At 69.5% G+C, this 24,792-nt stretch carries 20 protein-coding genes; 11 read left to right on the top strand and 9 right to left on the bottom strand.

Annotation, left to right across the window (positions count from 1 at the left end; genetic code table 11):
• Positions 1-747 precede the first annotated feature (747 nt).
• The 4 genes from mfd to ACT89H_RS11230 all read left to right on the top strand — a co-directional run bounded on the left by mfd (position 748) and on the right by ACT89H_RS11230 (position 6,496).
• Positions 748-4,359 (top strand): transcription-repair coupling factor, encoded by a 3,612-nt coding sequence (gene mfd, locus ACT89H_RS11245; protein WP_445108500.1) that lies wholly within the window; start codon positions 748-750, stop codon positions 4,357-4,359.
• 140 nt (positions 4,360-4,499) lie between these two features.
• On the top strand, positions 4,500-5,141 hold the full coding sequence (locus ACT89H_RS11240; protein ID WP_445108890.1) for a nucleoside triphosphate pyrophosphohydrolase: 642 nt from the start codon (positions 4,500-4,502) through the stop codon (positions 5,139-5,141).
• A 51-nt stretch (positions 5,142-5,192) separates the two neighbouring features.
• On the top strand, positions 5,193-5,516 hold the full coding sequence (locus tag ACT89H_RS11235; RefSeq protein ID WP_445108499.1) for a hypothetical protein: 324 nt from the start codon (positions 5,193-5,195) through the stop codon (positions 5,514-5,516).
• Between the two features lie 119 nt (positions 5,517-5,635).
• Positions 5,636-6,496: a haloalkane dehalogenase gene (locus ACT89H_RS11230; RefSeq protein ID WP_445108498.1), complete on the top strand. Its 861-nt coding sequence runs from the start codon at positions 5,636-5,638 to the stop codon at positions 6,494-6,496.
• Positions 6,497-6,594: 98 nt separating this feature from the next.
• Here the strand turns inward: ACT89H_RS11230 and ACT89H_RS11225 are convergent, their stop codons facing one another.
• From ACT89H_RS11225 to ACT89H_RS11215, 3 genes are all read right to left on the bottom strand, one after another.
• Positions 6,595-7,170, bottom strand: a complete 576-nt coding sequence (locus ACT89H_RS11225; RefSeq protein ID WP_445108497.1) for a TerD family protein — start codon at positions 7,168-7,170, stop codon at positions 6,595-6,597.
• Positions 7,171-7,233: 63 nt separating this feature from the next.
• Positions 7,234-7,719, bottom strand: a complete 486-nt coding sequence (locus tag ACT89H_RS11220; RefSeq protein ID WP_445108889.1) for a pyridoxamine 5'-phosphate oxidase family protein — start codon at positions 7,717-7,719, stop codon at positions 7,234-7,236.
• Positions 7,720-7,847: 128 nt separating this feature from the next.
• Positions 7,848-8,303: a flavodoxin domain-containing protein gene (locus ACT89H_RS11215; RefSeq protein ID WP_445108496.1), complete on the bottom strand. Its 456-nt coding sequence runs from the start codon at positions 8,301-8,303 to the stop codon at positions 7,848-7,850.
• Positions 8,304-8,791: 488 nt separating this feature from the next.
• On the opposite strand from ACT89H_RS11215, the gene ACT89H_RS11210 reads away from it, so the two are divergent.
• Positions 8,792-10,255, top strand: a complete 1,464-nt coding sequence (locus ACT89H_RS11210) for a stealth family protein (protein WP_445108495.1) — start codon at positions 8,792-8,794, stop codon at positions 10,253-10,255.
• On the opposite strand, the gene ACT89H_RS11205 is transcribed toward ACT89H_RS11210, so the two are convergent.
• The 6 genes from ACT89H_RS11205 to ACT89H_RS11180 form a co-directional block, all read right to left on the bottom strand.
• Positions 10,203-11,156, bottom strand: a complete 954-nt coding sequence (locus tag ACT89H_RS11205; protein ID WP_445108494.1) for a phosphodiesterase — start codon at positions 11,154-11,156, stop codon at positions 10,203-10,205. The genes ACT89H_RS11210 and ACT89H_RS11205 overlap by 53 nt on opposite strands.
• A 199-nt stretch (positions 11,157-11,355) precedes the next feature.
• Positions 11,356-12,753 carry an MATE family efflux transporter gene (locus tag ACT89H_RS11200; RefSeq protein WP_445108493.1) on the bottom strand — a complete coding sequence of 466 codons (1,398 nt, stop codon included), beginning with the start codon at positions 12,751-12,753 and terminating at the stop codon, positions 11,356-11,358.
• Positions 12,754-12,826: 73 nt separating this feature from the next.
• On the bottom strand, positions 12,827-13,858 hold the full coding sequence (locus ACT89H_RS11195) for a PLP-dependent cysteine synthase family protein (protein WP_445108492.1): 1,032 nt from the start codon (positions 13,856-13,858) through the stop codon (positions 12,827-12,829).
• 32 nt (positions 13,859-13,890) lie between these two features.
• Complete coding sequence (locus ACT89H_RS11190; protein WP_445108888.1) at positions 13,891-15,195, bottom strand: alanine racemase; 1,305 nt, start codon at positions 15,193-15,195, stop codon at positions 13,891-13,893.
• 68 nt (positions 15,196-15,263) lie between these two features.
• Entirely contained in the window at positions 15,264-16,274 is a 1,011-nt protein-coding gene (locus tag ACT89H_RS11185) for an ornithine cyclodeaminase family protein (protein WP_445108491.1), read from the bottom strand.
• Complete coding sequence (locus ACT89H_RS11180) at positions 16,246-17,445, bottom strand: TauD/TfdA family dioxygenase (RefSeq protein WP_445108490.1); 1,200 nt, start codon at positions 17,443-17,445, stop codon at positions 16,246-16,248. Before ACT89H_RS11180 ends, ACT89H_RS11185 begins: the two co-directional genes overlap by 29 nt.
• Positions 17,446-17,708: 263 nt before the next feature.
• On the opposite strand from ACT89H_RS11180, the gene ACT89H_RS11175 reads away from it, so the two are divergent.
• The 6 genes from ACT89H_RS11175 (at position 17,709) to eno (ending at position 24,750) form a co-directional block, all read left to right on the top strand.
• Positions 17,709-19,226 (top strand): ABC transporter substrate-binding protein, encoded by a 1,518-nt coding sequence (locus ACT89H_RS11175; RefSeq protein ID WP_445108489.1) that lies wholly within the window; start codon positions 17,709-17,711, stop codon positions 19,224-19,226.
• The gene (locus ACT89H_RS11170; RefSeq protein ID WP_445108488.1) at positions 19,223-20,152 is read left to right on the top strand and encodes an ABC transporter permease; all 930 of its coding nucleotides are present in this window, start codon (positions 19,223-19,225) and stop codon (positions 20,150-20,152) included. The genes ACT89H_RS11175 and ACT89H_RS11170 overlap by 4 nt, the downstream gene beginning before the upstream one ends.
• Positions 20,149-20,970: an ABC transporter permease gene (locus ACT89H_RS11165; RefSeq protein ID WP_445108487.1), complete on the top strand. Its 822-nt coding sequence runs from the start codon at positions 20,149-20,151 to the stop codon at positions 20,968-20,970. The genes ACT89H_RS11170 and ACT89H_RS11165 overlap by 4 nt, the downstream gene beginning before the upstream one ends.
• Positions 20,967-22,541, top strand: a complete 1,575-nt coding sequence (locus tag ACT89H_RS11160) for an ABC transporter ATP-binding protein (RefSeq protein ID WP_445108486.1) — start codon at positions 20,967-20,969, stop codon at positions 22,539-22,541. The genes ACT89H_RS11165 and ACT89H_RS11160 overlap by 4 nt, the downstream gene beginning before the upstream one ends.
• A gap of 89 nt (positions 22,542-22,630) precedes the next feature.
• Positions 22,631-23,356 (top strand): lytic transglycosylase domain-containing protein, encoded by a 726-nt coding sequence (locus ACT89H_RS11155; protein WP_445108887.1) that lies wholly within the window; start codon positions 22,631-22,633, stop codon positions 23,354-23,356.
• A gap of 107 nt (positions 23,357-23,463) precedes the next feature.
• Positions 23,464-24,750, top strand: coding sequence for a phosphopyruvate hydratase (eno, locus tag ACT89H_RS11150; protein ID WP_445108485.1), 1,287 nt, complete (start codon positions 23,464-23,466; stop codon positions 24,748-24,750).
• Positions 24,751-24,792 lie beyond the last annotated feature (42 nt).

Here is a 24,792-nt window from a genome sequence, read left to right as displayed (position 1 = left end):
TTCGCTCGAAAGTCGTGGTTGCGGTGCGCTGAGCGCGTTGGGGTCGCGGCTCGCTCCTCGGTGCGCGCTTGGTGGTCTCGGTGTGGACCGCGCTTGGTGACCTCGGGGGGACCGCTTGGTGACCTCGGGGGGACCGCGCTTGGTGACCTTGGCGTGGACGCCGTTCGTCGCCTGCGCCTGCGGTGGTGGTTCATGGACGCGGGTTGCGGTGCGGAGCGCCGTCGCCTGTGTGTGCGATCGCGCGGCCTGGTTCGGTCGAGATTCGATGCGCTCGGTCCTGCCGGGGTCACGCACAACCGCATCGTCATCGTTGCGGCCGGTGTCTTGGACCGAGTGGTCGGCGGCAAGCGGAGCCGTCGGTTCGGCAAGGGCGGCGTTGCCTCGTCGCTGCCGGCCGAGGTGGTCCAGGTGGCCGGCGCGCGTCGGTTGTCTTCGAATTGGTCTGTGGCCCGACACCCCGGCGTACCGGGGCGCTCGGGAGTCCTATGTCGAGGTGCGGCCGGTCGTCGCCGACGGTGTCCCTGGCTGGGACTCGCTGGCTTGGTCCCGGTGGTTCCGGTGGGTAGGAGTCGGAGCGGGTGCGTCATCGTCGGGTCGGTGACGGACTCGCCTGCGGACGGCCGCTCGGGTGCGGGCCGACGCGGGTCCGTCACCGGGCGGTGGCGCGGGCGCCGCACAATCGAGATGCCCGCTTAACTAGACTCGGTTGGCCGCCCGAAACGTGTCGCCTGCGCTCAGGAGTTGTCGATGTCCACCCACCGCCCCCCGTTGGCGGGACTGGCCGCCGCGGCCGGTGCCGATACCTCGCTACGCACCGTCGCGGAGCTGATCGGCACATCGTCGGTCGAGCTGGTCGCGCCGTCCGCGGTGCGGCCGTTCGTCGCGTCGCGGGTGGCGGTCGAGCGGCCGTTGGTGGTGGTCACGGCCACGGGGCGAGAGGCCGACGACCTGAGTGTCGAGCTGGTGGAGATGCTCGGTCCCGCGGTCGCGCAGTTCCCGTCCTGGGAGACGCTGCCGCATGAGCGGCTCTCGCCGGGACCGGACACGGTGGGGCGCAGGCTGGAGGTACTGCGCCGGATCGCCCACCCCGACGACCCGCATTTCCCCGCGCCGCTGCGAGTGGTGGTGACCACGGTGCGGTCGCTGATGCAGCCGATGGCGGGCGGCCTCGGCGATATCGAACCGATCGTGCTGCGCGTCGGCGCCGAGCTGGACTTCGACGAGTTGCTGACGCGGCTGGTGGAATTCGCCTACACCCGGGTCGACATGGTCGGCAAGCGCGGCGAGTTCGCGGTGCGCGGCGGCATCCTGGACGTCTTCCCGCCCACCGCCGACCACCCGGTGCGCGTGGAGTTCTGGGGCGACGAGATCACCGAACTGCGGCCGTTCTCCGTCGCCGACCAGCGCTCGCTGCCCGACGTCGCGGTGGACGTCGTGGTCGCGCAACCCTGCCGGGAGCTGCTGCTCACCCCCGAGGTGCGCGAGCGGGCCGCCGAGGTCGCCGCCGCCAACGCGGCCGACGCGGCGCTGGCGGAGATGCTGGAGAAACTGGCGCAGGGCATCCCGGTCGAGGGCATGGAAGCGCTGTTGCCGGTGCTGCAACCCGGGCGGTTGTGCCTGCTCACCGAGGTACTGCCGGAGGGCACCCACGTGCTGCTGTGCGATCCGGAGAAGATCCGCACCCGCGCGGCCGACCTGGTGCGCACCGGCGAGGAATTCCTGGAGGCCTCCTGGACCGCGGCCTCGTTCGGCGGCGCCGCGCCGCTGGGCGGGCACGGGCTCGACCTGGCCGCCTCGGCCTACCGTCCGCTGCCCGAGATTCAGGCCGACGCCGACCGGCATGGCCTGCCCTGGTGGACGCTGAGCCCGCTGGCCTCCGGGGATTCGTCCGAGGTGGTGCTGCCGGTGCTGCCGGGTCCCGCCGCGCGCGGGTCCGACGAATTGGTGGCGACGATGTTCGCCTCGTTGCGCGCCCACGTGCTCACCGGCGGCAGGGCCGTGGTGGTCGTCGCAGGTCACGGCACGGCGCAGCGCATCCTGGAACGGCTGGCGGACGCGGAGGTGCCCGCCGCGGCACTGGAAGCGGGCGCGGAACCGAACCAGGGCGTGGTGGGCGTGCTGTGCGGCTCGCTGCACGACGGTCTGGTCTTCGAGGGCGCCGGCCTGGTGGTCGTCGCCGAGTCCGATCTCACCGGCAACCGGGTCACCGCGCCCGCCGAGGGCAAACGGATGCCCGCCAAGCGCCGCAACCAGGTCGACCCGCTCGCGTTGAGCGCGGGCGACATGGTGGTGCACGACCAGCACGGCATCGGCAAGTTCGTCGAGATGATCGAGCGCACCGTCGGCGGCGCGCGCCGCGAGTACTTGGTGATCGAGTACGCGCCGAGCAAACGCGGCCAGCCCGGTGACCGGCTGTTCGTGCCGATGGAGTCGCTCGACCAGCTCTCCCGCTATGTCGGCGGCGAGATGCCCAGCCTGTCCAAGCTCGGCGGCTCCGACTGGGCCAACACCAAACGCAAGGCGCGCAAGGCTGTTCGCGAGATCGCCGGCGAGCTCGTACAGCTCTACGCCGCCAGGCAGGCGGCGCCGGGCCACGCCTTCGGTGCGGACACGCCGTGGCAGAAGGAGATGGAGGACGCGTTCGCGTTCACCGAGACCGTCGACCAGATGACCGCCATCGCCGAGGTGAAGTCGGACATGGAGAAGCCGGTCCCGATGGACCGCGTGGTCTGCGGTGACGTCGGCTACGGCAAGACCGAGATCGCGGTGCGCGCGGCGTTCAAGGCGGTGCAGGACGGCAAACAGGTCGTCGTGCTCGTGCCCACCACGCTGCTCGCGCAACAGCACCTGCAGACCTTCACCGAGCGAGTCGCCGGTTTCCCGATCACCGTGAAGGGCCTGTCCCGCTTCACCGATCCGGCCGAGGCCCGCGCGGTGCTGGAGGGGATGGCCGACGGCAGCGTCGACATCGTGGTGGGCACGCACCGGCTGTTGCAGACCGGCGTGCGCTGGAAGGACCTCGGCCTCGTCGTGGTCGACGAGGAGCAGCGGTTCGGCGTCGAGCACAAGGAGCACATCAAGGCGCTGCGCACGCACGTCGACGTGCTCACCATGTCGGCCACCCCGATTCCGCGCACCCTGGAGATGAGCCTGGCCGGGATCCGCGAGATGTCGACCATCCTCACCCCGCCGGAGGAGCGCCACCCAGTGCTGACCTACGTGGGCGCCTACAACGACAAGCAGGTCACCGCCGCGATCCGGCGCGAACTGCTGCGCGACGGCCAGGTGTTCTACGTGCACAACCGGGTGGCGTCGATCGACAAGGCGGCCAAGCGGATTCGCGATCTGGTGCCGGAGGCGCGGGTGGTGGTCGCGCACGGTCAGATGAACGAGGACGCGCTGGAGTCGACCGTGCAGGGCTTCTGGCAGCGCGAATTCGACGTGCTGGTGTGCACCACGATCATCGAGACCGGTCTGGACATCTCCAACGCCAACACCCTGATCGTGGAACGCGCCGACGCGCTGGGCCTTTCGCAATTGCATCAGCTGCGGGGCCGGGTCGGGCGCAGCCGGGAACGTGGCTACGCCTATTTCCTGTATCCGCCGGAGAAGCCGCTCACCGAGACGGCCTACGACCGGCTGGCCACCATCTCGCAGAACTCCGATCTCGGCGCGGGTATGGCGGTCGCGATGAAAGACCTGGAGATCCGCGGCGCGGGCAACGTGCTCGGCGCCGAACAGTCCGGTCACGTCGCAGGCGTCGGCTTCGATCTGTATGTGCGGTTGGTCGGTGAGGCCGTCGAGGCGTATCGCGCCGCCGCGGACGGCAAGCCGATCACCACCGAGGAAGTCAAGGAGGTGCGCATCGACCTGCCCGTCGACGCGCACATTCCGCCGGACTACATCGCCAGCGACCGGCTTCGCCTGGAGGCGTACCGCAAACTGGCCGCTGCGCAAGACGATTCCGCCCTGGCGCAGGTGGTGGAGGAGCTCGGCGACCGGTACGGCCCGTTGCCGGTGGAGGTCGGGCGTCTGGTGTCGGTGGCCAAGTTGCGGTTGCTGGCCCGCGAGTACGAGGTCACCGAGATCGCGGTCACCGGGACGACCTTGAAGATCTCGCCGCTGCACCTGCCCGATTCCAAGCAGTTGCGCCTCAAACGGCTCTACCCGAGTGCGGGGTACCGTGCCGCGTCCGGGGTGGTGCAGCTTCCGTTGCCGCGCGTGCAGGACAGCGTCGGGGCGGACCGTGTCCGCGACGTCGTGCTGTTGCAGTTCGTCGCCGATCTGTTGCTGGCGTTGGACGGGAAGGCGCAGGGAGCGGTCGACCTGACCGTCGCCGCCGAGATGGCCGCTCGATGAGTTCGACCGATCGCGACGAGTCCGTTCTGCGGGCTGCCCGTCATCGCGCGGCGCACGCTGCGGATCATCCCGAGCCCAACGGAGGGCCGCGCACCGACACGGCGGTCGTCGCGGCGGGTTTGGCCGGGGCGGTCGAGGTCATGGACCGCCTCTGGCATTTCGGCGGGTGGGAGGTCACCCAGACCCACGACTCGCTGCGCCCCTACCTGCTCGAGGAGACCTACGAACTGCTCGACGCCATCCAGCACGACGATGCCGAGACCATCAAGGAAGAACTCGGCGACCTGCTGCTGCAAGTGCTCTTCCACTCCCGGATCGCCGAAGCCGCCGGCGAATTCACCGTCGACGACGTCGCCGCCGCACTGGTCGCCAAGCTGGTCAACCGCAGCCCGCACCTGGCGGATTCCGCGATCGATCCCGACGCCTCGGTGGCCGAGAAGATCGCCGCCCAGGAACGCGCTTGGGACGAACGCAAATCCGCCGAGAAGTCCCGCCGCTCCTGCCTGGATGGCATCGCCATGGCCCAGCCCGCCCTGGCCCTCGCCGAGAAGGTCGTCTCTCGCAGCACCAAAGCGGGCCTGCCGCCCGACCTCGTTCCCGACGCCCTGCGGGTCGTCCATCTGAGCGGCCCGGAAAGCGCCGAAGAACGTCTCCGCAAGGCCACGCTGACCTTCGCCGCCGCCATTCGCGCGGCCGAGGATGTCGCGGAAACCGAACGCGGCGAACGTCTTGCGCTCACCGCGGAGGATTGGCGCGCCTTCTGGCCGGAGGGCACCGAGTAGGACGCACCCCGCTATTCGCGCGGCCGTCCGACTCAGGGGGACACTGAGAGAATGCCGTATCCCGAACTGAACGCCCACCCGCGCTGGCAGTCGACCGGGAACGGCAAATTTCCCGTCGCCGCCCACGTCGACGGCCAATGGTGGGTGCTGCGAATGAACGGCTTCCCCGACCACCCGCTGTGGACCCTGTTCATCGACGGCGCACCGCGTTTCGACATCGACGACATCCCAACCGCTTGGGGCCGGCCGAGCGTCCGATCCGCACCAGCCCTAGACCCCAGCACTGCCGAGCGAATCCTGATACCCATCCAGCACTTCATCGTCTACGGCAGCGAAGTAGGCGACCCCTGCGACGACCCGGTCTGTTGCGGGTGATTCGCGTGCCGTGTCATTCCACTCGGTCGACAGCCTGAGCTGAAATCGTCGGACATCTCGGTGGAGGCGACCGGGCGCTCGGGTGCACCGGAGGTAGCCTGTCTCGGAGGGAGGGACCAATGCTGATCGATTTCGTTCCGGACGGGAATCTGTACCCCTTCGAGTCGCGCTGGTTCGACTCGTCGGTGGGCCGGGTTCACTACATCGACGAGGGAGCCGGGCCGCCGCTCCTGTTCTGTCATGGCGCTCCGGCTTGGAGCTTCCTCTACCGCCACATCGTGAAGGACCTGCGCGACCGGTACCGGTGTATCGCCGTCGACTATCTGGGTTTCGGATTGTCCGAACGTCCCGAGGGCTTCGGCTACACCATCGCCGAGCACACCGCGGTCCTCGGCGAACTGATCGATCACCTGCGGCTCGACGGCTTCGTTCTGATGGGACAGGACTGGGGCGGCCCCATCGGTCTGGGCGCGAGCGCCGCGCGCGCGGATCGGGTGCGGGGGATCGTGCTGGGCAATACCTCGTTCTGGCCGACCGAAGCGATGGCGAATCGGGCGTTCAGCGTGATCATGGGCAGCCGTCCGATGCAGCGGCGGATACTCGAACAGAATTTCCTCGTCGAGCGCGTCCTGCTCGCAGAACTGGGGCGCAAGCTGACCGCGGACGAGGCCGACCACTATCGCGCGGTGCAGCCCACCGCGGAAGCCCGACGCGGACTCGCCGCGACGCCCAAGGAAATTCGTGCCGCACGCCCGCTGCTGGACCGACTCGCCCGAGATGTGCCCGTCCTGCTCGGCGACAAGCCGGCCCTCTTGGTGTGGGGAATGCGGGACATGGTGTTCCGTCCGAACGCCTGTATCCCGCGAATGCGAGCCGCCTTCACCGATCTCGACGTAGTCGAGCTGCCGCACGCGCGGCATTTCATTCAAGAACACGCACCGGAAGCGATCGCCGCGGCGATCGCGAAGCGGTTCCCGTGAGTTCGACCGGAGCCGAAACGTGTCGCGCAGGCCCTCCGGCTCTCGATGCCGATGGAGCACGAGGCCGAAAGACCCACGCGGCGAAGGGGATCGAACGGTCAGACGTTGACGCCGTAGTCTCGGGCGATGCCCGCCAGTCCGGAGGCGTAGCCCTGGCCGATTGCGCGGAACTTCCACTCGTTGTTGTGGCGGTAGAGCTCGCCGAAGATCATGGCCGTTTCGGTGGAGGCGTCTTCGGTGAGGTCGTAGCGGGCCAGTTCGACGCCGGTGGTGGCGTCGACGACGCGGATGAAGGCGTTGCGGATCTGGCCGAACGACTGGCCGCGGGCGTCGGCGTCGTGGATGGACACCGGGAAGAAGATGTTGGTGATGTTCGGCGGAGTGGCGGTGAGATCGATGTTGATCACTTCGTCGTCGCCTTCACCCGCGCCGGTGAGGTTGTCACCGGTGTGCTCGATGGATCCATCGGGCGAACGCAGGTTGTTGTAGAAGACGAAATGCTGATCGGACAGCACTTTCAGATTCGGTCCGCAAGCAAGCGCACTGGCATCGAGGTCGTAATCGGCGCCGGTGGTGGTGCGCACGTCCCAGCCGAGACCCACCGATACCTTGGTGAGATTCGCGGTCTGCTTCGACAGCGAGACGTTGCCGCCTTTGGCCAGAGTGACGCTCATGATCCCCTTCCGCGCGGCACTACCGGTGCCGCTCTTCTCTGCTCCCGGGAACGCCGGGCCGCTTCAGTTCTGGTGGTCTGCCCACGATCGGAGAGTGTCGACCCGGCCCTGCAGCGCGCGCAGTTCGCTCGCGTCGTCGAGAACCGTGCGCTGGATGCCTTGCACGACCGCGAAGGCCGACTGGCGATGGTCATCGATCACGTCGACGTCGATGCCGACGGCGACGTAGTCGGCGGCGTCGGGCATCTGCTCGGCCACCACGTGCGCGGTGCCCCTGGCGCACATCGCGACGTTGCCCGCACCGAGGATCAGCAGCGCCACCTCGGGATGTTCGCGCAGCCGTGCCAGCGAACCGCGATCGTATTTGAGGCTGATCAGGATGCGCCGGTCACCGGCCCGCACCGGCCAGGACACGGGGATCGCATGCGGCGCAGGGTCGGTGGTCACCAGCACGCCGATCGTCTCCAGTGGCCATTCCGGGAGCACGTCCAGCTCGGGATGATCTGCCGAGTTGTGCTGACGTTGGGCGGGGCTCGCTCCGGCTGCCATCTTCGTCACCTCATGGATCGTCGAGCGCGGCGGGCTGTGCCGCGCTTGATAGCAGTCTAAAGGGCTGTGCCCCTTGTGCGCTGGCGCTGTGCGCTTTGTCCGGACCGCGGGCCCGTATCGGCTGCCGGTCAGGCCGAGACCAGCGCGGGAATGTCGAGTGCGGCGGCCCATTCCCGGGCCATGTCCCGGACGCGGACCTCGGTGGACGCGTCGTGTCGAGCGTGCTCGCCCACTTGGACGGCGCCGCGCGCGGTGAGCTTCGCGGCGATGATCTCGCCGCCGCGGTTGAACGTGTCGCCGTACACGATGTCGCCGAGGCCGAAGACGGCGAACCGCAGGCCGCTCAAATCCGGCGTGTCGCGATCGAGCGCGTCGGCGAAGGGTTCGGCGCCGGTCGGCAGCTCGCCGTCGCCGTAGGTCGAGCACACGACGAGGTGGAGATCGCGGACGTCCAGATCCGCGATGTCGAAGTCCGTCATGTCGTGCACCGAGACGTCGTGCGCTCCGCGCAGTTCCTCGGCGATGCTGTCGGCCGCGGACTCCGCGGTGCCCATCTCGGTTCCGAACAGAATGACGACGCGCACCGGCACAACCCTTCCTCCATCTAATATGGTGAGGCTATCCTAATTGAATTGCGGGTTGTGTGCTACGTCCCGGGGGAGTGGCCGGGCAGGGCGCGTCAACTGCACCGATTGACGGAATGTCCAGCGCGTTGCATCATTCGTAGAGGTGCCCGGAGTTTCCTGGGCAGACTGTTCCAGCCGGCCGATGACCGTCCGGCATGCGGCTGCCACCGTGCCCTTCGATCGTCCCCGCACGAGTGCAGCGCTTCCAACCATGACGCCATGCGCGTCCGGCCGTGAGTGAGGTGAAACGAAATGGTCTACCAGTCGTCTGCATACCGGGTGATCAATTCGTACCCGCGCTTCGGCACCCTTCCCCACTTCTGAATGTCACCGCGCCAGGCGCGCGGTCCTCGCACGTCGACGCCTCGGCATCGACGGATCGTCGCTCGGCGCGGTGCCCCGGACGGATTCTTCAGACCGGTGGTTCGACGGAAGTGGAGGCAGTCATGACGGACAGGGGAGCAGTGGATTCGGGGGCGGTGGAAATGGTGACGCGGCCCGTGGCGAGCAACCTCGCCGTGTCGGCCGCGATGATCGAGGATCTCGGCTACCTGCGCGCGCAACTGGCCGCGGCGGAGGTGCCGTTCCTACTCGTGCGCGACAGCGGGCACCGGCTGGTGCTGGCGGCGGACGCGGCGCACCGCACGATGGTGCGCCGGGTGACCGCCACGGCGATGTCGGCCGGATTCTCCTGCGTCGAGTTGCGGCACAATGTCTTTCGGCTCGGGCGTGACCATGATCCGGCGCATCATGTCGAACTGGAACTGTGGGAATACCACGGCGACACGGTGACCTGTCCGCGCCCGAACGCGCTGACCCGCCCGGTCTTCGACCTCGCCGACGTCCAGCACACCCAGGTGCGGCTGTTCGACCGGACCTGGCCGACCCTGGCGGACATGTTCGCGCCCCACACCGGTGACGTCGGCTTCGACATCGACCTGGTGTTCTCCTGGGTGGACGGCTCCGATCCGGAATTCCGCGCCCGCCGTGCCGGGATGCTCGCACAGGTCGCGGTCGGTGAGGGCGACGACGCGGACGCCCGGATCCGCCAGATCGACGAGTTGAAGTACGCCCTGCGGTCGGTGCACAAGAACGCGCCGTGGATCCGCAGGATCTTCATCGCTACCGACTCCACGCCGCCGGAGTGGCTGACCGCGCACCCGAAGGTGACCGTGGTGCGTGCGGTGGAGCACTTCCGGGACGTCAGCGGCTTGCCCGTGTTCAATTCCCACGCGGTGGAAAGCCAGTTGCAGCACATCGATGGGCTCAGCGAGCACTTCCTGTACTCCAACGACGACATGTTCTTCGCGCGTCCGGTGCGTCCGTCGATGTTCTTCACGCCGGGGGGCGTGAGCCGGTTCATCGAAGCCGATACGAGGATCGGCCCGGGGCGTAACAATGAGCGGCGCAGCGGTTTCGAGAACGCGGCGCGGGTGAACCGGGCACTGCTGGCGGAGCGCTTCGGCTATGTCATCACACGGCACCTGGAGCACACGCCCGTGCCGTTGCGGCGCAGTGTCCTGCTGGAGATGGAAGAGGAATTCGCCGCGGATTTCGCCCGCACCAGCGCGAGTCGGTTCCGGGCGGCCACCGACATCTCGGTCACCAATTCGCTGTATCACTACTACGCCATGCTGACCGGGCGTGCGGTGCCGCAGGAGTCGGCGACGGTGCGTTACGTCGACACGACCAGCTACCGCGGTCTGGCTTTGCTGGACGGGCTGGCGCGCCATCGCGACGTCGATTTCTTCTGCCTCAACGACGGCAGTTTCCCCGAGGTCGGCGAGTCCGAGCGGGTGCGGATCGTGTCGGAGTTCCTGGCCCGGTACTACCCGGAACCGGCGCCGTGGGAACGGCTCAGCACACCGCCTCGTCATCCGCTTCCGGAGTCGACGCAGGGCGCCGCATGACGTGCGGGATGCGGCCGGCGGGCGGGATGACGATCCCTTCCTCCGCCAGCCGTTGCCGCGCCTCCTCCGGCGTGGCCGCAGCGCCGACCGTGCCGCCGCGCTCGATGGGCACCACGGAGTGCACCACGGTGTCCGGATAGATGTGCACGTAGTTGAAGGCCTGCGCGCCGTCCCGGCCGCGCAGGCCGCCCTGCGCCACACCGAGATCTTGGCTGTAGCAGGTGGCCGACGCCACCGAGACCGGGATGCCCGCGAACGTCGCGCTGGTGGAGAAGTGCAGGTGCCCGGCGAGGATGGCGCGCACGTCGGTGCCGTCCAGTACGTCCGCCAGCCGGCGCTGATCCCGCAGTTCCACAGTGACGGCGAGGTCGATCACACACGGCACCGGCGGGTGGTGCATGGCCAGGATGGTGCCGAAGGGCGCGGGCTCGGCCAGGACCGAGCGCAGCCACTCCAGTTGGTCGTCGGAGATCTCCCCATAGTGGTGCCCGGGCACCGAGGTGTCCAAGGCGACGATGCGCAGTCCGTCGATCAGATGCACCCGGTCCAGCGGCGACGTGGTGGGTAGCTCCCCGAGCAGGCGGGCGCGGAGGGCGGCGCGGTCGTCGTGGTTGCCGGTGACCCACACGATGGGTGCTCGCAAACTTCTGGCGAATGGTTCGACGATCGACTTCAGCTTGACGTATGCGGCCGGCTCGCCCCGGTCGGTGAGATCACCGGTGAACACGATCGCCGTCGGCCGGATCCGGCTCGCCGCGGCCTGGTCGAGCAGTTGCCGCAGCCGCAGGTCGGCGTCGACATCGCCGTACAGGGGGTCGTCACCCGCGATGAGATGTGTGTCGCTGAAGTGGAACAACACGTGATCCGGACGCGGATACTCCGCGACTCTGGTGATGGACACCGGACCGAATCCCTCCCGGCGGTTTGCCTGCCATTAGCTTTGCTCCGTCGCCACGATAGCGCCGGTTACAGACAGGTTTCCCGGCGTTTGATGAAGACTCGCCGTCGGGAGGGTTAGGTTTCGGTGTCGAACGCTGGGGGAACGCGGTCCGATGTGGGATTGGTCACTGACCGATGGAATCGGCGTCGCGCCGGGCGCTCTAGGTCGTCAAAGTTTCCGCGACCAGTCGCGGCCGGTCGCGTTCCTTCTCGTCGAGCAAGGCGAAGTAGCGGCGCAGCATGAGGATCGCGGTGGTGGCCAGGCCCGCGATGAGCCCCCACCAAACACCGGCGGCGCCGAGCCCGGCCGGGTAGGCCAGCAGCAGGGCGACGGGCAGGCCGACGCCCCAGTAACCGATCAGCGAGAGCCGGAAGCCCGCGTTGGTCGCCTCGAGCCCGCGCAGCAGGCCGGTGCCGATGTTCTGGGCGGCGTCGAAGAACTGCAGCACGATGCCGATCAGCAGCAGAGTGTGCGCGACCCGGATGGTGTCGGCGTCCGAGGAGTCCAGGAAGGGACGCAGCACCAGATCGGGGGCCACCACGTACACCGCGCCGGTCACCGCGGCGATCACCGCGGCGTGCCGCAGCGCCAGCCAGGCCAGCGCGCGAGCGTGCGCGTGCTCCTCGCGCGCGACCGCGTGGCTGACCAGGATCGACGCGCCGTGCGACAGGCCGATCGCCACCTGGAACACGATGTAGATGATCTGGTAGACGACGTTGTGCGCGGCCAGTGCCGCCGGGCCGATGCTGCCCATCACCAGCGCAAGCACCGAGAACATGCCGGCCTCGGAGCCGTAGGTCAGCGCGATCGGCGTGCCGAGTCTCAGTTCGGCGCGCACGGTGGCGAGCCGCACCGGCAGCGGCGTCATGGGCAGGGTGCGGCCGAGTTCCTCGTCGCGCCACACCATCACCCAGAACACGCCGAAGGTGATCAGGAAGACCAGCGAGGTCGCGACCCCGACACCGGTGAGCCCGAGTTCGGGCAGTCCGCCCCTGCCGTGGATGAAACCGAGCGCAAGCAGCAGATTCAGCACCACCGAGCCGAGCGTCACCAGCAACAGCGCCTGCGGGCGTTGCATGCCGACCGTGTACTGGCGCAGCACCTGGAACCACAGGCACGGCAGCAGGCCCGGCGCGAGCGCCACCAGCAGCGGACGGGCGTCGGCCAGCACTCCCGGGTCCTGCCCGAGGAAGGGCAGCAGCCAGCCGAGTCCGATCAGCACCGTGCCGCCGAGCAGCCCGGCCACCGTGGCGATCGCGAAGCTCGAGCGCAGCAGGTCGCGGATCTCCGCATCCGGCGCGTCACCGCGCTTACCCGCCGCGCTCACCGCGGTGGCGATCTGGTTGCCGCTGGCGGTGATCAAGCCGACGCACATGGTGCGGATCTGGTTGAACAGCACGATCGCCAGGCCGCCCGCGGCCACCTGCCGCACGCCGAGCGTCCCCATCAGCGCGATGTTGGTGGTGGATACCGCGATCTGGGCGAGCTGGGTCAGCGCGATCGGCGTCGCGAGCGCGGTGAGCCGCCCGCCGTCGCCGCGGAATCTCGTCACGATCACCGGTTCTCCTTCGCAGAGGGCGGGAGCGTCGTCCCGCGCGGGCGCGGCGTCACACCGTAGGACCGACCGGACCTCACCGCGCTTCCACCAACGACGTCCTGGCGGCGGGCGTGTAGCGCCGCAGCAGCAGCGCCACCTCGCGTTCGGTGCCGGGGTCGAGCAAGTCGCGTTCGTTCATCCACGCGTCGTCGAACACCGTGTCCAAGTACTTCTCCCCGCCGTCGCACACGATGGTGACCACGGTGGAGCCCGGCGGGAACTCCTCGAGCCGGGTGAGCGCGGCGTACACCGAACCACCCGCCGATCCGCCGATCATCAGGCCCAGTTCGGCCGCCACCGCGCGGGCGGTCGCGAAGGCCGCCACGTCGGTGACCTTCACGCCCTCGTCCAGCAGCGAATAGTCGACGGCGGTGCCGATGGTGGCGCCCGGTGGGGTGCCGGTGCCCGACTGCCAGTACGGACCGCCCGGCCCGCCGAAGGCGATCGAGCCGACCGGTTCGACCCCGATGACGTAGGGCGTGCAGCCCAGCTGGCGCAGCCGCGTCGCGGTGCCGAACAGCGAACCCCCGGTTCCCACCGCGGACAGCAGGATGTCGACCCGATCGACGTCGTCGAGCAATTCCTCGGCCACCGGGTAGTAGCCCACCGCGTTGGCGTCGTTGTTGTGCTGCTCGGTGAAGAACGCGTCGTCCCGCTCGGCCGCCATCGCCTCGGCCAGGTCCTCCCGTGCCGAGGTGGCCAGGCTGTCGTCACCGTCGTCGGCGACGAACACCAGTTCCGCACCCAGTGCCCGCATCGCGCGCAGTTTGTCCTTACATGCGTGATGGTCGACCACCGCGGTGAAGCGATACCCGCGTTCGGCGGCGACTACCGCGAGGCCGAGTCCGGTGTTCCCGGATGTGGACTCGATGATATGTCCGCCACTGCGTAGCAAACCGCGACGTTCGGCGTCGAGCACCATCTCGCGCGCCATCCTGATCTTGGCCGCGCCGGTCGGGTTGAACTGTTCCAGTTTGAGCAGTAGGCGGGTGCCCGTCGCGGTGGCCGCGAGCTCGAACAGCGGCGTGCGGCCGATCAGATCCGTCACGTGCGTGACGAGCGGCATCGATGTCTCCTGGTTCTGGTCGGGAAGTCGGGTCAGCTGCCGTCGCGGGTCCAGCGGAAGCGGTCGCCGGGTGCGTCGTGCAGTACGACTTTCGGTGGGATGGGCAGTTCGTGAAAGGCGGACTCGTTCGAATCCATCTGATAACCGGCGGTATTCGGGTAGACCAGCAGATCGCCGACCTCGGCGGGGCGGGGCAGCGGCACCCGCCGCCAGCTCAGCATGTCGGAATCCAGACAGGTGGCCGCGCCGACGCTGGTCGGCGTCGCGGTGCCGGGCCGCGCGGGCCACAGCACCGGATCGGGCAGGTATTCGCTGTCGAACCACTGCTCCGAGAGACTGAGGCTGGTGCCGTCGACGGTGAGCAGCCGGTAGGGCTCACCGTGCGCGTGCCTGGTCTTGCTGCCCTGGACGCGGAAGACGGTGCAGCCCGCGTGCGCGAGCAGCGCGCGTCCCGGTTCGACGGCCAGGCGCACGGCGTTGTCGCGCAGTCGCCCGGCGAGATCCGCGTGGTCGAGAATCTGTTCGAGCATGGCCGCGCCGGGCACCGGAAAGTGGTACGGATAGTACGAATCGAAGGACTTCCCGGAGTGGAACCACCGTCTGCCCACTCCCGCGGTGAACTGCATCGCGGCGTCCGCTGGAACGTAGTCGACACCGAAGCCCCCGCCGATCGACACGGTGGTGGCCGGATGCCCCAGCGTGCGCGCGTGCAGACAGCGCGCGATCAGCTCGCCCGCCAGTTCCGCGCGCGCCACCGCGTCGTAGCCGGACAGGTGGAAACTGAAGCCCTCCAGACGGATCGAATCAGGTGTCGCGCACCGCGCGAGGGCGTCCTCGATTTCGCCAGCGGTCATGCCGAACCGGCTGGCCGAGGCCGCGGGCAGCACCCGGATCAGGACACGTGCGGGACCGTCGGTAGCCGCCTGCGCGGCCAGCCGTTCGAGTTCACCGAGATCGTCCACGGCGATCAGCGCACCGTGCCGGACGGCCAGCCACAGCAGCTCGTCCGCCTTGGCCGGTCCGGTGACCATGAGCTCGTCGCCGCGCACGCCCTGCGCCAGCGCGGCGGTCAGCTCACCGACACTGGCGACGTCGACGCCCGCACCGTGTTGCGCGCACGCCCGCGCGACGCACGCGGCTTTGTTCGCCTTCTTGCCGTAGTAGACGGTGCCGTGCACCCCGGCGTTCGTGAAAGCGGCGCGGAACGCCCGGATGTTGTGGCCGACCCGAGCCGGATACATCACGTGGAACGGGCCGCCCACCGTGAAAGCGAGGTCGCCGAGCAGATCCGGATCGGTCAGCAGGCGGCGCTCCCACGGATCGAGATGCGCGGGCATCGGCGCCGCGCTGATCGAATCGGGCGCGGCCGCCTCGTCGCCGGGCGCCGCGGTGACACTCGCGGGCTCTAGTCCCACAGTGGCACCTCCGTGCCACGGCCTTCCGCGATCGCCCGCTGCGCCAGCGCGTGGGCCACCGCGATATCGGTCAGTACCAGTCCGCTGTTGTAGACGAAGATGCGCTGGTCGTCCGAGCGGCGCGCGACCGCACGGCGATTCAGGATCTGCGGCAGCTCGGCGTCCACCGTGCGCAGCGTGCCGTCGGGTCCGGCCATGTCGGTGCCGGTCAGCGCCATCTGTTCGGCGCTGGTCGCGATCACGCGGTCGGCATCGGTCAACGTCGACGGCGCGAGTCCGTAGCCGACCAGCACCGCCACCGAACCGGGTGCCAGATCGTCGGATTCGAGCGCTACCTCGGTGGCCGGGCCCGCCGTGGCCAGCACGACATCGGCCGTGGCAGCCGCGGCGCGTGGATCGGTGACGGTCTCGAGCAGCGCGTGCGGATGGTGCTCGGCGAGTACGCGGTGCACAGCTGCCAGGCCCTCGGGGTGCGTGCCGTACACCATCAGCTTGCGCAGCTGCGGATTCGCGGCGAGCAGGTGCGGAAGGGCGTTGCGGCCCTGGGTTCCGGTGCCGATCAGCAGCACGCTCTCCGCGCCGCGCCGGATCGTCTCGCGCACGAGCAGGGCCGACACCGCCGGCGTGCGCAACGCGCCCACCCGTGCGCAGTCCATCATCGCGATCGGCGCACCCGTGCTGTCGTCGTAGAGCGTGATGGTCGTGTAGTAGCGCTTCGTGCTGCGATCGTGGCCGGGGTCGAACTTGTAGGAGGTCTTCATCGCCACCACGCGCCTGCGGCCGTCCCGGCCGAGCATGGCGTAGGCGACCGACCAGCCGTCGGGGTCGGCGACGCTGAGCTTGCGTGGATTGTCCGAATCACCCGCCGCGAGCGCCAGATACGCCTCTTCCACCGCGCGTACCACCGCGGCCGGTGTGATCGGCACGTCGGCGAGGTCGCTGCGGCTCAACACCCGCAGGGGTGTGGATCGGTCACGCGTGCTCAAGGGGTCCTCGATCATGTCGTACATCCCGCTCAGGAGTGCCGCTGCCGCCCGGCGGGGTCACCGCCGTTCGGAACGGGGCTACGGTGTGTTGCCCGTAGCCATTCTCGTCGGCTTCCTCGGCCCGCCGTCGCCGTTCTGGAAGCCGGATGTTCACTCGCTTGAGCCACCGGTCGGTGCCGTCGTACCGCGCGGTGAACGGCACTCGGCCGTGCACGGCGACGTCGTTGTCCACCAGCAACAGTTCGCCGGGGCGCAGCTCGGCGGTCACGCAGACGCGTTCCAGCTCGGCGGCGAGTTGTTCGTAGGCCGCGCGGAATTCCGGGTCGGCGTCGTCGAGCGGGGTGTACGCCGGGTCGTAGCGCAGCGTCTGCCGGTCGGGTCCCGCGGCGCTCCACAGCGTCGGAACCGCTGCGGGCGGGTATGTTTCGTGATCGCCGCCGTAGGACACGTCGGGCAAGATCGGCAGTGTGGGAGTGCTGAGCAGCTCGCGCTGCGCGGTGGACAGTTCGATTCGGCGCACCGACGAGACGGTGGTGCCCACCTGATCCGGGTTGCGCAGGCAACCGAGCATCAGCAGGTGGGCGCGCTGCGGATGGAAGGCGTCCTCGGTGTGCGGGCTCAGCAGCACTTTGCTGCTGGCGCCGGACTGTTCGTGCTCGTGCCCGGCCGCCGGAACGATGTTGTTGACCAACCGTCCGTCCTGCTGGCCCCGCCAGCCGAACGGCTCGCCCGCACTCCGCGCCAGCAGCAGCATCACCAGGTCGAGTTCGAACGACTGCGCGCGCCGCTGCGGATCGCCGCTCCAGCGCGCGGCCTCTCGCCAGCTCGGCGGCGTGGGTCCGAACTCGTTGTCCGCCAGCGGAAGACCACCCACGATGGCCGCGCCCGCGGAGGTGGCGGGTGGGCGCATGGCGTGGCGCACCTCGGCTGGAAGTTCCGTGGCGCCCGCATCGATCCGTTCGATCAGCGCCGGGTCGGTGAGGGTGCGGGCGGCGGCGGCGGCCGGATCGGCGAGCGACTGATCGAGTGTGGCCGATATCTCTCTGGCCAGAGCGCGCACCGCGCTGCCCGCGCCGGGGGATAGCTCACGTCGTTCGATGTCTTGGGGGTGAAGCGTCTTACGTTCGGAGAGAACGCTTTTCACCAGGAGTCCCTTCTTCGCGTCGGTGGGAAAAGCAGGGTTCACGATTAATATGGGAAGGTAGCCCTTCCCGCTTGGTGAAGCAAGGCTTACCTAAGCGAGTCGAAGAAAAATAGCCGAATCGCATAATTGGGGCGCGGCTGAGATCGGCGATCGGTGGCCGGGCCGCGTTTGCGGGAGATGCGCCATTGCGCTGCCGTTTTGATGCCGGTACCGGTGATTCGCGCAGCGCATTAGGGTAGCCTGTCCTGATCGAGGCGCTGTGCGCGGTGCCGCCGTGGGTTCGGTTCAGGAAGAGGGGCTGCACAATGGTTGTGAATCGACGGGACCTGCTGCGGTCGAGTCTCGGGCTGGGGGCGGTGCTGCTGGCAGCCGCGTGCTCCGATGGCGTCGATCTGTCCGGGCCTGCGCGGCGTGGCGGCACGCTGCGGGTCGGCGCGCTCGGCACCGCGGCGCGCATCGAACGCGACCCGCACGCCAACCTCAGCAACGACAGCGATTTCCTCGTGACCTCCCTGGTCTACGACGCCCTCACCGTGCCGGGCGGCAACCCGAATGTCGTGCCGCGCTTGGCCGAGCGGTGGGAGCCGGACGCGGATCGCCTGCGCTGGAGTTTCACCCTGGCCGAGAACGCCGCCTTCCACGACGGGACGCCGGTGACCTCGGAAGATGTCGTGTGGTCGCTGCGCAGACTACGCACGGTCGGTGGCGCGTCGAAGCTGCCGGTGGCCGTGGCGGACATCACCGCGGACGGGCCGAACCGGGTGGTGCTGGCCGTGCCCGAACCGAATACCCAACTGCCGCTGCTGGTCCGGCTGATGACCTTCACGGTCAAGAAGGACACCACCGACTTCACCGCAGCCGTCGGCAGCGGACCGTTCCGGTTGGAGTCCTATCAGGGCGGCAACGCCCGGCTGGTGCGCAACGAGCGGTGGCACGGTGGACCGCCGCCACTGGACGCCATCGAGGTCACCATGTTCGAAAGCGTGACCGCGCTGGGCAACGCGGTGCTCGGCGGGCAGATCGACCTGGCCTCCAACGTCGGCGCCATCGCGGGCCGTACCGCCGAGGGGCGCGGCGACTTGACGGTCGTGCGCCGTCCGAACGACACCGTGGTCGGCGTCGCCATGCGCACCTCCGACGGACCGTTCGCCGACGCGCGGGTTCGCACCGCCATCCGGCTCGGTGTCGACCGCAAAGCCTTGGTCGAGCAAGTGCATTCCGGATACGGAACGGTGGCCAACGACATTCTCGGCACGGCCGATCCGCTCTACGACACCTCTCTCGCCCAGCGCACCCGCGACCTCGACCGCGCGAAAGCGTTGCTGCGCGAGTCGAATTTCGACACCGGACGCAGCTATCCGTTCGTCACCAAGGCCGAGGCGCCCGGTGAGGTGGAATCGGCGAAAGTGATCGCCACCCAGCTCGCCGAGATCGGCGTCCGGCTGGACGTGGTCGTTCAGGAGCCGAACGCCTTCTACGACCAGACCTGGCTGAAGGCGCCGCTGTACACGATCTCCTGGGGCACCAACGATTCCACGCTCTTCTTCGCGAGCAAATTGCTGTCCAGCGGATCGAACCGCAACGAAACAGCCTTCAAGGACGCGGCATTCGACGCGGCGACCGCGAAAGCGCTCGCCGCGCACACCGAGGCGGAGTACCGGCAGGCCGATCAGGAGTTGCAACGCATCCAGTACGAGCGTGGCGGTTACCTGGTCTGGGGCATGGCCGACGGCATCGACATCGCCGCCTCCCGGGTGCGCGACCTGCCCACGCTCGGTGGATTCGCTCGGGTGCAGCTGGAAAAGACCTGGCTGGCCGGGTGATTCTGTTCGCGCGCCTGCTGCTGCGGCGTGTCATCCTGCTGGTGACGTTGCTGGCCTGCGTCTTCGTCGCCGTGGATCTGTTACCGGGCAACACCGCCCGCGCGGTCCTCGGCCGGGAGGCCACGCCCGAGCGGATCGCGGCCAAAGAGCACGAACTCGGATTGGATCGCCCGCTGGCGGTGCGGTTCTGGAAGTGGCTATCGGGTGTGGTCACCGGTGATTTCGGGCGTACCGCGCGGGGGCGGCCGGTCGACGACCTGCTCGTCGACAAGTTCCCGCCGACGCTGCTGCTCGGTGGACTCGCCCTCGCGGTGACCGTGCTCGCGTCGCTCGCGCTCGGCGCGTGGTGGGCGACGCGTCCGGGCAGCGTGGCCGCGCGCGTGCTACAGCCGATGACGACCACCGCGGTGGCCGTCCCCGAGTTCGTGATCGCCACGGCGCTCATCCTGGTGTTCGCGCTGGCGCTGGGCTGGCTGCCCGCGGTCACCATCACCGGCCGGTCGGGGATGCCGGCCGGACCGCAGATGCTGGTGCTGCCGGTCCTCGCCCTCGCGCTGCCGCAGATCGGCTGGAACACCAGGGTGGTGCGCGCCGCCCTGACCGACGCCGCAGTCGCTCCGCACGTGGAAAGCGCGGTGCTGGACGGTCTTTCGAACCGGGTGGTGCTGACCCGGCACGTGCTGCCGTTCGCGTTGCCGACGATCGTCGCCGGCTTCGCCACCACGGTCGGGATGCTGCTCGGCGGCGCTCTGGTGGTGGAGACCGTGTTCAACTATCCCGGCCTCGGCGCGGTCCTGGCCGGCGCGGTGGCCGATCGCGACACCTCGGTGGTGGCCGCGGTGGTCGCGTTGTCGGGGGTGGTCATCATGGTCGTGCTCGCGGTCGCCGACGGCATCCGCGCCTGGTCGCTGCGGGGGCGGCGATGACTGTTCCGGCGGCGATCGCGAATCCGGCGCGGCGACGGCTCGGCCGGCCGGCTGTCGCGCCCGCCCTACTGGTCACGCTGCTGGCGGCGCTGGGGCCGACGCTCGCGCCGCACCCGGCGGAGGAAGCGGTCGGCATCCCGTTCGGCGATCCCGCCGCGGGCGCGCCGCTGGGCACCGACCGGCTCGGCCGCGATGTGCTCAGTCAATTGCTCTACGGCGGTTGGGGATTGCTGCTGGTGGCCGCGGTCATCGCGGTATCGGTGACCGGCCTGTCGTGTGTCCTCGGCGCGGTGGCGGCGCTGCGCCCACGGATCGGGCGGTGGATCGAACTGGGGACCGACCTGTTCATCCTGTTGCCTGCGGTACTGGGGATCCTGCTCGTGCTGACCTCGTGGCCGGACGCGGGAACCCTGGGGTTGATCGTTCTGGCGCTGCTGTTCGGCGTCCCCTATTGCGCGCGGATCTGCACGGCGGCGGCCGCCGGGGTCGCGGCATCCGGATATGTCGAGAGCGCGCGAGCCGCCGGTGAGTCGCTGGGGCATCTGGTGTTCCGGGAAGTGATCCCGAACCTGCGGGCGGTTGCGACGACTCAGCTCGGGCTGCGTTTCGTGGAGGCGGTCTATCTCGTGAGCACGGCGTCGTTCTTGCAACTTCCCACGACGCTCGGTGCGAGCAACTGGGCGGTCATGGTGCGCGAGAACGCCTCCGGCCTGCTGCTCAACCCCTGGGCCGTGCTGGCCCCGAGTCTCGCGATCGCGATCGTGGCGGTGAGCGTGAACCTGGCGGTGTCGGCGTTCGGGCGAGGGGAGCGGAAATGAACGTACATGTCCCGCAGCGCGGGTGCCGGGCGGATGCCGCCGGAGCGGCGACCGACCTGGTCGCGGTCGACGGCTTGACCGTGCTGGGTCCGGATGAGCACGCGTTGGCCGGGCCCGCGACCTTCCGGATACCCGCAGGCACGATCACCGCGCTCACCGGCCCGTCCGGGTCGGGCAAGACCACGGTGATGCGCGCCCTGCTCGGGCAGCTGCCGTCCGCCGCGGCGCGCGCGACCGGGTCGGCGTCGGTCGCCGGACACGAGGTGTTCACGCTGGATCGATCCGCGCTGCAACTGTTTCGGCGCAGGCACATCGCCTACGTCGGCCAGGACCCCGGTTCGGCGCTGAATCCGCTGCTGCGGGTGCGTGCTCTGCTACGGGAGGTCGCGCCGCACGCGTCCGAGTCCACCCTGACCGACACGCTCGCGCTGGTCGGCCTGTCGCCGGATTACCTGCGCCGCCGCCCCGGTGAGTTGTCCGGCGGCCAGCAGCGGCGCGTGGCGCTGGCCAGGGCGCTGATCCGCCGCACCGCCGTGCTGGTGCTCGACGAGCCGCTCGCCGGGCTGCACGGTGCGCTGCGCACCGACATCGCCGGGCAGCTCGCGGCACTCGCCCGCGAGAGGTCGGCGGCGATCCTGCTGTCCGGCCATGACACCGCGCTCGTGCACTCGATCGCCGACGACATAGTCGAGCTCGGCGTTGTCCGCTCGCCGTCCCTGCTTCCGGCGCGGGGCAACGGTACGCCACCGCCGCCAGACCTCGCCGCGGCCGCAGAGCGAGCGCAGACGTGCAATGGTCACCGGTCGGCGGCCGTTTCGGCGGACAACCAGGCGCCGGAGGTCGTGCTGCGGGCCGAGGGAATCAGCGCGACGATCGACGGACACCAGGTGCTCGCCGACATCGATCTCGCGCTCGCGGCGGGTTCGGCGCTCGCGGTGGTGGGCGCGTCGGGCGCGGGCAAGACCACCTTGGCGCGCGTGATCGCGGGCCTGCACCATTCCGCGACCGGTTCGCTCGAACTGTGCGGCGACTCGATCGCCGTCGGCGCGAACCGGCGAATCCGGTACGGCGCGGGCGGCATTCAGTTGGTCACCCAGAATCCCCGGTCCGCGCTCAACCCGCGCCGCACCGTGGCGCACACGCTCGGACGCCCGTTGCGGCGGATCGGGCGCGTCGCACGACGGGACCTCTCGCGGCGGATCGCCGAGCTGCTCGCCGCCGTCGATCTGAGTGCCGACCTGGCCGCCCGCTATCCGCACGAGTTGTCCGGCGGACAGCGGCAGCGAGTCGCGCTGGCCCGCGCACTCGCCGCCGAACCCGCCGTGCTGCTGTGCGACGAGATCACCTCGGCGCTCGACCACACCACCGCGGCGGCGATCATGGCGCTGCTGGACCGGATCCGGTCCGAACGCGACACCGCCCTGCTGATCATCACCCACGACCTGGCCCTGGTCGCCGAACACTGTCCCCGGCTGCTCGTCCTCGACCACGGGCGCATCGTCGAATCCGGCTATACCGGAACGGTTCTCGCGGCGCCCGCGCACAACGCGACCAGCGAGCTGCTGGTCTGACCCGGCGCCCCGGTGCGGGTCGGGCGCGCAGCCGACACGCGGTGGACTCCGGCACCGGCCTGCCGTGCGTACGCGCCGTCATCTGGATCATGGAAGGGGTGTTGCGAAAGATCGGCGTCTCGGCCGCCGTCGTGGTGCTCCTCGGCCTCGCCGGTTGCGGGGTCGACCGTACCCCGATTCCGGAAGGCATCCCGCCCGGGCCGGGCACCCCGCTGCCCGTGATCGACCTGGACGCGCCCGGCCGCACCGCCGTCCAGTTGCGTGGCTGGGCCGACGAGCAGGCCGATCGGCTGGGCATCCCGCCGATCGCGCTGGAGGCCTACGGCTACGCGGCGGCCGTGCTGACCAGGGCCCGTCCCGACTGCGGTATCGCGTGGACGACGCTCGCGGGCATCGCGAGCGTGGAGAGCCGGCACGGCACCCACCGCGGAGCGCAGGTGGGCGAGGACGGCTCGGTCCACCCGCCGATCATTGGCGTCCCGCTGGACGGCTCGCCCGGCGTCGCGCTGGTGGCGGACACCGACGGCGGCGCGCTCGACGGCGATCCCGTGCACGACCGTGCCGTGGGCCCGCTGCAGTTCATCCCGGAGACCTGGAAGCGCTGGGGCGTCGACGCCAACGGCGACGGCGTCGCCGATCCGCAGAACATCGACGACGCCGCGCTCACCGCCGCCAGGTACCTGTGCGCCAGCGGCGGCGACCTCACCTCCGAGCACGGCTGGCAGCGGGCATTGCTCACCTACAACCAGTCGCACAGCTACCTGCTGACGGTGCGCGATCGGGCCGCGACCTACAGCATCGGCCGCCGGGTGTGATCTCCCCGGAGTGCCGGTTACCCGCCGCGCCGCCGGGGCGATAGGCTCGCAGCGCACGGCCCATCCCGTGAGACCACCGTGTCAGCAGCCGAAGGAGTGTCGTTTTCGTGGCCATCATCGAACAGGTCGGAGCTCGCGAGATCCTGGATTCGCGCGGTAACCCCACCGTCGAGGTAGAGATCGCTCTCGACGACGGCACCCTGACCCGGGCGGCAGTGCCCTCCGGCGCGTCCACCGGTGAGCACGAGGCCGTCGAACTGCGCGACGGCGGCGAGCGCTACGGCGGCAAGGGTGTCCGCAAGGCGGTCGATGGCGTGCTCGACGAGATCGCGCCCGCGGTCATCGGCCTGGACGCCGTGGAGCAGCGCACCGTCGACCAGGTGCTGCTCGATCTGGACGGCACCCAGGACAAGTCCCGGCTCGGCGCCAACGCCTTGCTCGGCGTCTCGCTGGCCGTCGCCCGCGCCGCCGCCGAGTCCTCCGGCCTGGAACTGTTCCGCTACCTCGGCGGTCCGAACGCGCATGTGCTGCCCGTGCCGATGATGAACATCCTCAACGGCGGCGCGCACGCCGACACCGGCGTCGACGTGCAGGAATTCATGGTCGCCCCGATCGGCGCGCCCACCTTCAAAGAGTCGTTGCGCTGGGGCGCGGAGGTCTACCACGCGCTGAAGTCGGTGCTCAAGGCCAAGGGCCTGTCCACCGGCCTCGGTGACGAGGGCGGTTTCGCGCCCGACGTGGCGGGCACCAAGGCGGCGCTCGACCTGATCAGCGAGGCCATCGACAAGACCGGCCTGAAGCTGGGCAGCGACGTGGCCTTGGCGCTGGATGTGGCCGCCACCGAGTTCTTCACCACCGGCAGCGGCTACAAGTTCGAGGGCGTGGTGCGCTCGGCGGAGGAGATGGCGCAGTTCTACGCCGAGCTGATCGGCGCCTACCCGCTGGTGTCCATCGAGGACCCGCTGTCGGAGGACGACTGGGACGGCTGGGTGACCCTCACCGACCAGATCGGCGACAAGATTCAGCTCGTCGGCGACGACCTGTTCGTCACCAACCCGGAGCGGCTGGAAGAGGGCATCGCCAAGGGCGCCGCCAACGCGCTGCTGGTCAAGGTGAACCAGATCGGCACCCTGACCGAAACCCTGGACGCGGTGGAGCTTGCGCATCGCAACGGGTACAAGACGATGATGTCGCACCGTTCCGGCGAGACCGAGGACACCACCATCGCCGACCTCGCCGTCGCGGTGGGCAGCGGCCAGATCAAGACCGGCGCCCCCGCGCGCAGCGAGCGGGTCGCCAAATACAACCAGCTGCTGCGCATCGAGGACGCGCTCGGCGATTCGGCGCGCTACGCGGGTGACGTCGCGTTTCCCCGCTTCGCGTTCGAAGGCTGAGCCGCGGCACGAGCGACAATCCCGGAGGAGGTAGCGTGCGTT

The organism is Nocardia aegles, assembly GCF_052545135.1.
The sequence above is the reverse complement of the archived record's forward strand: the minus strand, read 5'-3'. Positions and strand labels throughout refer to the sequence as shown.